Below are 8361 nucleotides of genomic sequence, written 5' to 3'. Positions count from 1 at the left end.
GCCCAGGAATAAGGGTGTACTTAAGTTTATCTACTCCTAACACGCCTTGGCAAGTGGTTAAAACAATAATCACTACTGCCATGACGACTAAATAGCCTAGACTAGCTGCTTTCCAAGCTTCCTTAGGTTTCTGCATAAAGGGAACCAAAATAAGGAAGAAACTCATCTCTTCCGCGTTGCTTATGCGCCATAAGGCAAGCTTTATCACCGGCCAGGGACCCTGGGGTAAAAAGGGCAAGAAATTATCCAAGCGCACCCGGGGGATAACGAGGATAAAAAGGAGCATAGTGAGGGGTAGGAAAATGATTACAATAACGACACAGGCCCGGGCTAGGGGCTCTAAACCCTGCTTGGCTAGATAGGCGGCCGTTAAAATGAAAGAAAATAGTATTACTTCCATGGGAGTGCGGGCCAGTAAAGAGCTCTTAATTACGTCCACCGTTACCCGGCTTACTTCGGCAGAAAGACTAAGCCAATAAACATATACCGGAAGGCTTAAAAGCCAGCCCAGCCACTTACCTACCAATAACTGGCTATAACCCAGCAAATCCAAATGGGGGAATTTCATGGCCAGCTTGGTAACAAGGTAGATAGCCCCCAGACTGGTCAAAGTCTCTAAAGGGGAGACCAGCCAGGTATCCACTCCCACCTTGTCCACAATATCCTTAGCCCCGACTAAAGTACCTACTTCGATCATGGCGGCTACAGTTAAAAAGAAGACCTCCGGGGTGCCTATCTTCTCGCGGATAAGCACTTTTAACTCACCATTCCTGTGCGCCTTATTTTGACCTTAACTTCTACGTGGACAGGTGCATGGGCGTATAGTTCCCGCCAGTTTCCTTTAACTTGTTGCCACCAGCGCGGCTGGGCTTCTTCGATCTTTTTTCCGAAGCCCAACACGTCAGCCTGGTATTCCTTCTGCAGTTTAGCTACCACCTCTTCTACACGCTCCTTCATAATTTCAGCCGCTCGGGCTTCGATATAGCGCAAAAGGGGGGGATTAAGGGGTTCCGGAGCACCTATTTTCTCTGCGATATCGGCGGTGACCTCCAGCTTAACACTAAACTCGGGCCTGTCCCCTTGCACCTGGACCCTTATCTTGTTCTTTACCTTACAAAGTTCCAAAGTAAAGACGTACTTAAGCTCCGGCAGAGGTAAGGGTATCATATCCTGTTTCCTTGCTTCCCCGGTAACCCACAGGGCAGCCTTGGTTTCCTCCGGGCTAAGCCAGCCCACCAGCTTTCCTTCTTTGATTATCCCCGTACCGCTAACCTCTAGCTCCAAGGAATCCTGGCCGGGCACCGTCCTTACCCGGGAAACTAGAATATCCCTCCCACCGTAAAGGGCGGCCAGCAATTCTGCCAAGGTATGCTTTACAAAACGCGAAGTCCTGATCTGGCGCTCGGACTGCTCCTGCAGAAACATACTGACACTGCGAGCGAATTTAGGACGGGCGGAAAAGATTTCCTCCGCCCGGCCCTGGGCCAAAAGCACTGTAATGGCCAGGTAGCTTTCTCTGTTGCGGGTCCAAAAATCCAGAACCTCCTGGATCCTCTCCCGCCGGGCTAACTCCTCGCCAATTAAAAGCACCTTCTGGTGGCCGAAAAAAAACTGGCGCTCCGAACGGGTGCTTGCTTTACGCATGGCCTCGGCAAAGGTGGCTCCGGTGACCGTTAGGCGCCAGGTAGGCAACGTTTCCTCCCTGCCTTCGCTCCCGCCTCCTCCTCCGGCGCCAGGCCGGGCGGCCATACGGCGTAAGATAGGCACCTCCATAGTAAGCTCAAACTTATCTTGATGGGCCGGAACCAAATCCACAAAGGTACCCAAAACCAAGGCCCGCCGCTCTAGATCCAGGTTATCCCAACAACCGGCCAAAAATACAATTTTAAGCACGACTACCGCTATTAAGGTGCAGATGCTTCTTCTATTCCCCACTTATCTATTCCCTGCCTTAGCCCTTTATCCCCTATATCTTATCCCTCCGCCCTAACCTTGGAGGTTTAGCCGAAAACTTCCCCCCTCTACTCCCCTATGCGCTTCTCTTCCAAAGGCTTAACATAAAGAGGCCGCGTACGGTGTTTAAACAACGGGGCACGGTATACGCTATCTTTAAGATCTTGTAATGTCCAGGGCGCCCAGGGTTTAAGATAAGGTACCCCAAAGCTCTTAAGGGTGACTAGGTGGACAAGGATGAGCATCAAACCCAGGATAATGCCGTAAAGCCCGAAGATAGCAGCCATTATCATAAGGAAAAAACGTAGAATACGTATGGCAATGGCGGCATCATAACTAGGGATTACAAACCCAGCTATAGCAGTTAAGGATACCACAATCACCATGGCCGAACTTACAATCCCCGCCTGGACCGCCGCCTGCCCCAAGATAATGGCGCCCACGACACCCAGGGTCTGGCCTAGAGGGCTGGGCAGCCGGATACCGGCTTCCCGCAAAAGCTCCAGGGTAGATTCCATAATAAAAGCTTCTACGATAGTAGGGAAAGGCAGCCCCTCTCGACCAGCGCCGATGGAGATAGCTAGTGATGTGGGTATCATCTCGGGGTTAAAAGAAACCATGGCTATATACATAGAAGGAAGGATTAAGGCCAAGATGGATCCCAATAGACGCAATAAACGAATAAGGACGCTAATGAACCAACGGTGGTAAAAGTCTTCCGGGGTATGTAATAGGGTATTAAAGGTGGCCGGAACGATCAAAACAAAGGGGGTATTATCGGTTAAAATCACCACCCGTCCTTCTAATAGGGCTGCCGCAGCTTCATCTGGCCGTTCTGTGTTCTGGATTTGGGAAAAGGGGGAAGACCACTTATCTTCTATTAATTGCTCGATAAAGGCGCTCTCCAGGATCCCATCTATGTCAATCCCCTTAATACGCCTTTCTACTTCCTCTACTAAAGCCGGCTCTGCTACTCCTGCCAGATACATAATCCCCACTGCTGTCCGGGTCCGCCGACCGAGGAAATGGATTTTTAGCTTTAACTGGGGGTCCCGTATACGCCGGCGGAGAAGGGTAGTATTGGTACGCAGGCACTCCGAAAAGCCTTCCCGGGAGCCCCGGATAAGGGATTCTGCCGGGGGCTCTTCTACACCCCGGTGCTCCCAGCCACAAACCTCCACGGCCAGGACTTCTTTAACTCCATCAATAAGGAGCAAAGCAAACCCACTCATAAGAAAGAGTGTTGCTTCCCTTAAATCTTTCATCTCCTGTATATGGGCTACCGTAACGAGAGAATCCCGTAGTTGGCGGAAAAACCATCCGGGAGAGGTTGAAAAAGGAACAGCCAAAGGCGCCTCCAAAAGCAAGGCTTTTACCACCTGAGTGTCCACCATGTGGTTATCTACCAGGCCGTCGACATAAATAAGCACAGCCTCCCGGCCTTCTAGCCCCCCGATTTTTAAGCGGCGATACACCACATCCTGGCAATCCTTTAAAAGCTCTTGAAACAACTCCAGATTAGCTTCTAAGCTATAGTGGAAAGGGATTGGCTGGGCCTCCCCTTCATCCGCCAAAGGAGAAGCCAAGCGGTAACGCTGGGGAAGTTTATCCAGGAGCTCTGAGGGTGCCGCCTCCATAGCATAATGGTTTCCTATCTTTCTGGTCTTTCGGAAATAGCGCCTAGAAGTAGGAGACACCAAAAAAGCCCTCCTATACCAGGCTTTTATTATTTTAGCCTGTACAGGAAGGCTTGGAGGTATACACCAATAGAGAGATTTTTAAAGCCGAAACTCAAGCGTTTCGGCATTTTGCTTAAAGGAGACGTTAAATCTACCTACGTTAAATTATACTTAACCAATCATCTCTTAGACCTCTCCACTTTTACTCCGTTTCCTCTCCGTTTTTTGAACATTTGAATCATAAAGTAGTATTGAATTCTAATGATCTCTAACCTTCCCAAGCCCTTTCTCTCGTTATCGGGCCTCCGGACCGGGCTTCTATACGGTTACCTCTTAAACGTATGAGGTTTCCCTACGGTTTAATATCTAGGCAAGCTCGCAGCGCAAGGGCCAGTGGCGCACTTACCGCATACATCACACAGACCCAAATCAGCATAGGCCTCCGCTACTTTAAGTAACCACTGGTAACAACGCTTTTTATCTAATCCTTCACTGCTTAAGGCCTGGACAGGACAGCTTTTAAAACAGATCCCGCATTGGCCTTCTTTAAGCCAGAGGCAGTGCTCATCAGTAGGTCGCGGAGTAGGCGGTATAAAAGCTTCTATCACAAGGCTTCCCAGCCGGCCGGCGCACCCCTGGCGAGTGATAAGCATATGATGGGCGCCGAACCTCCCCAAGCCAGCGATGTAAGCTACATGCTTGTGAGACCAGCCTGAGGTTAGAGTGACACGGTCAAAATTATGGGTGGGAGGGGCGAAGGCTGAGCGTATTCCTAAAAACGAGAGCTCCCTTTGTAGCCTTTCACATATACGTTTTATAAGCTGATTGGTCTCTACATAGGCCAGGGCCCATTCCTTAGCCGGCCAGTCCCCTTTTTGATTCTGGAAGACCAGCTCAGGGGTAAAAGGGAGAAAAAAGACCAATATCGTCTGGGCACTAGGTAAAAGTTCAGAAGGTGAAAGGTGGTTCTGCCCTACCACTTCTTTTAACCTTAGAAATAGAGGATCCCTCGCTGAGGCGAACCCCACAAGCGGCTCCCGGTAACGGGTAAAGGTAGAAGCAGAGTGGATTTCTTCTTTGAGCCATCGCTTCAACATTGAAGGCAGTTTTTCCTCCGGCAAACCCACCTTAACCTCTCCTTGCTTATCCTTTGCTTATAAATTACTAAAACAGGCTGGGGTAGCCCTTGCACCCCAGCCTTAAGAAGGCAGCTAATCCTAATTTTTAAGCGCTAAACTTCTCTAACCGACCAGCATGGGCTAACATTAAATTCATGGTGTATAAAAGGGGGAATTGGCCCAACATACCCCGGGCACAAGCATATTCGTTAAAGCCAGCCTCCCTTTCCGCGCGTACCCAGCACGAATGTAACAAAAAGGGAACCGGGTGCCAACTATGGGCAGCATATATAGAAGGAGTAGAATGATCGCCAGTAATCACCAGTACATCAGGCTTTAGCTCTAGGATAGAAGGAAGATGTTTATCAAAATCCTCTATTACTTTAATTTTGCCATTAAAGTCGCCGTCCTCTCCTCTAGAATCCGTAGCCTTTATATGTAGGAAGAAAAAGTCATAACTGCCCCATTGTTCTTTTAAAGTACTTATTTCATCGGCAAGCGTTTCACCCTTTAAAGCAAGAACATCCATTCCTACTAAAGAAGCCAATCCCCGGTACATAGGATACACGGCAATAGCTCCGGCTTTAAGCTTAAACCGCTCAGGAAAAGGTGTGAGACCTGGCTGGCTAGAGAAGCCGCGTAGGAGGGCATAATTAGTCTGAGGTTCATCGGCCAATATTTCACCTATTCTTTCCAAGAGTTTACGCGTTACACTAGCTGTGCGGCTGGCTTCAGGGGCTAAAGGCTCAGGGGTTAACGGCGCTACCCCCTCCTTTTGCGGGTCAGTATCCTTTACCCTGGGATCTAGCCCCTCTCCCCTTAATACAACTACAAACCGGTGCTCTTTAACTGGCCGGATGAATACTTCTACTCCTTCAATATCCCTGATTATTTCTTGTAACCTTTGACATATTCTAACTGTATGATCCGTACTCGGCCGCCCTGCCCGGCGGTCGGTAACTACTAGCTCACTTCCCCTCTTTTCTACAGTGCAGAAATTACCCCGGATGGCTATATCCTGAGGTTTAATGTCAAAACCTATACCCAAAGCCTCCAAGATCCCCCGGCCTATCACATATTTTGTGGGGTCATAGCCAAAGAGGGCTAAATGCCCAGCACTGGAACCCGGGGTTATACCTGGCATCACTGGGTGAGCTAGCCCTAAGGAAGACCTAGCAGCCAGCTCATCCAGGTTAGGTGTAGATGCGGCTTCCAGTTCTGTCTTATTACCTAATTCCGGGACGGGCAAGCCGCCTAACCCATCTAGAACTACAAGTACCATCTTGGTCTGGCTAGGCTGGGATAATTCTTCCAAAAAAGATTCCGGGAGCAATTTGGAAAAACCTCCTTTAGAAAGCTATTTTGTTCACGGGATATATTTTAACAGAGCAGAAGGCAGTTTACAAAAATATCCGCCTTAGACCTGCAAGTTACTGAAGGAAAGAAGGCGAAACAAATTTTTAGCCCTGGCGTACGGCCAGGGCTAAAAAACGTATTACTCTACAGTTACGCTTTTGGCCAAGTTGCGGGGTTTATCTATGGGACATCCCCTGGCTTTAGCTACATAATAGGCCAAAAGCTGTAAAGGTACAGCAGAAACCAAGGGAGAAAGAACCGGATGAATACGCGGCAAGTAAAGTACCCGGTCAGCTTCTTTAGCTACCGCTTCATTCCCTTCTAAGGCCAGAGCCAATACCCAAGCCCCGCGGGCTTTAACTTCTTTTATGTTGCTTAGCATTTTCTCCAGCAATTCCTCTTGGGTAGCCAGGGCTATCACCGGGGTCCTGTCCTCTATAAGAGCCAAGGGACCGTGTTTAAGCTCTCCTGCCGGGCAGGCCTCGGCATGAAGATAAGAGATCTCTTTAAGTTTAAGAGCTCCTTCTAGGGCAACCGCATAATCCAGCCCCCGACCCAGGTAAAAAGCGTGCTCACAGGGCGCTATGTTGCTCGCCAGTTCCTGTATTTCTTCTTCCAGCTCAAGTACCCTTTCTACTTTCGAAGGAGCCAGAGCCAATTCTCTGGCTAGTTCTAAGGACCAGGGAGCCTCTCCCCTCGCCCGGCCCAGGTAAAGGGCCAGGAGATATAAAGCTGCAAGTTGGGTGAGGTAGGCTTTAGTAGAAGCCACGGCTATTTCCGGACCGGCCCAGGTGTAAAGCACATCATCGGCTTCCCGTGCCACGGAGCTTCCAACTACATTAGTAATGGCCAGGACCCTGGCCTTATGCCTCTTAGCTTCCCGCAGGCCGGCCAGGGTATCCGCTGTCTCGCCCGACTGGCTGATGACCAGGGCTAGGGTATGTTCGTCTAAAATGGGCTGCCGGTAACGGAATTCGGAAGCCACATCGAATTCTACAGGCAGGCGCAAGAGCCTTTCCCATACGTATTTACCTGCCATCCCCGCGTAAGATGCCGTACCGCAGGCTATGAGCGCTACCTTCCTTAAGGAACGGGCTTCTTCGGGTTTTAAGCTTACCCCTTCCAGCTTAACTTCACCGGAAGATACATCCAGCCGGCCCGCCAAAGTATCCCGCAGGGCCCGGGGCTGTTCGTGGATCTCTTTAAGCATAAAATGGGGATAACCGCCTTTTTCGGCCGCTTCTAAATCCCAGGTAACATGGAATACCTGTTTTTCCCGGGGCTGCCCGTTGGAATTAAAGATCCGGACGCCTTCCGGTGTAACATAAACCACTTCACCGTTTTCCAGGATATACGTATCCCGGGTGTAGGGGAGCAAAGCCGGGATGTCGGAAGCCAGGAAAGTCTCTCCTTCCCCCAAACCCACAATGAGCGGGCTATCCTGGCGCACTCCCACCATTTCCTCCGGGTGGCCAGGGCTTATGACAACTAAAGCATAGGAGCCGTGTAGTTTAGGTAATATACTTTGGACTGCTTGCAGGAGATCGCCGCGATAATAGTGCTCTATGAGGTGGACCAAGACTTCAGTATCTGTTTCGGAAAGAAAATGGTGGCCCTCCGCAAGGAGCCATTGCTTTAACTCCTGGTAATTTTCAATAATACCGTTATGCACAACAGCAAAGTTCCCGCTGCAATCCAAGTGAGGATGAGCGTTAATATCGTTGGGACGGCCGTGGGTCGCCCAGCGGGTATGGCCGATCCCAACTCGGGCCGAAGCAAAGTAACCGTTAAGGTGGGCCTTGAGCTCTGCCAGCTTGCCTGCCCTTTTGGCCACCTTAAGTTGCCTTCCATCTATCACCGCTATGCCGGCGGAATCGTACCCCCGGTATTCGAGCCTTTCCAGTCCTTCCAGTAATACGGGTACCGCCTCCCGGTAACCCTGGTAACCGATTATCCCGCACATCTTAAGGTTCCTCCCTCTCCCAACAAGGATTAGTTAATCGGGACCGGCGCCATCTCGTCTTTCTTTGAGAAAAACAGCTACAAGCACAGGGCTCAGGCCATAGGAAGGAAAAGCACGCTTTGTGAGAGGCCCTCCCGGGAAAAAAGATAGGCCGAGAGCGTTTTTTAAGGTGGGTTGTTGGGGAGAGAGATTAAAGGTTACCCGGCGCCCTTTGTCCCCGGGATTGCTCCCGGGTTTTGTAGCGCCTTTAACGGTCGTAACCAACCGAGGGGCACCCGCCGAAAACCTCGAT

At 50.2% G+C, this 8361-nt stretch carries 6 protein-coding genes; all 6 read right to left on the bottom strand.

Annotation, left to right across the window (positions count from 1 at the left end):
* The coding region (locus L5656_RS09575; RefSeq protein WP_297202372.1) for a GerAB/ArcD/ProY family transporter at positions 1 to 754 on the bottom strand (754 nt) is incomplete at its 3' end.
* Positions 755 to 756: 2 nt separating this feature from the next.
* Positions 757 to 1935, bottom strand: coding sequence for a Ger(x)C family spore germination protein (locus L5656_RS09570; protein ID WP_297202370.1), 1179 nt, complete (start codon positions 1933 to 1935; stop codon positions 757 to 759).
* An 86-nt stretch (positions 1936 to 2021) separates the two neighbouring features.
* Positions 2022 to 3650, bottom strand: coding sequence for a spore germination protein (locus L5656_RS09565; RefSeq protein WP_297202368.1), 1629 nt, complete (start codon positions 3648 to 3650; stop codon positions 2022 to 2024).
* A 341-nt stretch (positions 3651 to 3991) separates the two neighbouring features.
* Positions 3992 to 4729 (bottom strand): hypothetical protein, encoded by a 738-nt coding sequence (locus L5656_RS09560; RefSeq protein WP_297202366.1) that lies wholly within the window; start codon positions 4727 to 4729, stop codon positions 3992 to 3994.
* A gap of 127 nt (positions 4730 to 4856) precedes the next feature.
* A complete protein-coding gene (locus L5656_RS09555) occupies positions 4857 to 6083 on the bottom strand; it encodes a 2,3-bisphosphoglycerate-independent phosphoglycerate mutase (RefSeq protein WP_297202364.1) in 1227 nt (408 codons plus the stop codon).
* A gap of 162 nt (positions 6084 to 6245) precedes the next feature.
* Positions 6246 to 8069 (bottom strand): glutamine--fructose-6-phosphate transaminase (isomerizing), encoded by a 1824-nt coding sequence (gene glmS, locus L5656_RS09550; RefSeq protein ID WP_297202361.1) that lies wholly within the window; start codon positions 8067 to 8069, stop codon positions 6246 to 6248.
* Positions 8070 to 8361: the final 292 nt, after the last annotated feature.

This window comes from Thermanaeromonas sp. (genome assembly GCF_021890735.1).
In the GTDB taxonomy this organism is placed as follows: Bacteria; Bacillota; DSM-521; order Neomoorellales; family Neomoorellaceae; genus Thermanaeromonas.
Note: the sequence above shows the minus strand (reverse complement) of the source record. Positions and strands in the feature narration are given on the sequence as shown.

Excerpts from the sequence above, each read along its gene's own strand:
- L5656_RS09560 (WP_297202366.1), bottom strand. The coding sequence starts at position 4,729 with ATGTTGAAGCGATGGCTCAAAGAAGAAATCCACTCTGCTTCTACCTTT.
- glmS (WP_297202361.1), bottom strand. The coding sequence starts at position 8,069 with ATGTGCGGGATAATCGGTTACCAGGGTTACCGGGAGGCGGTACCCGTA.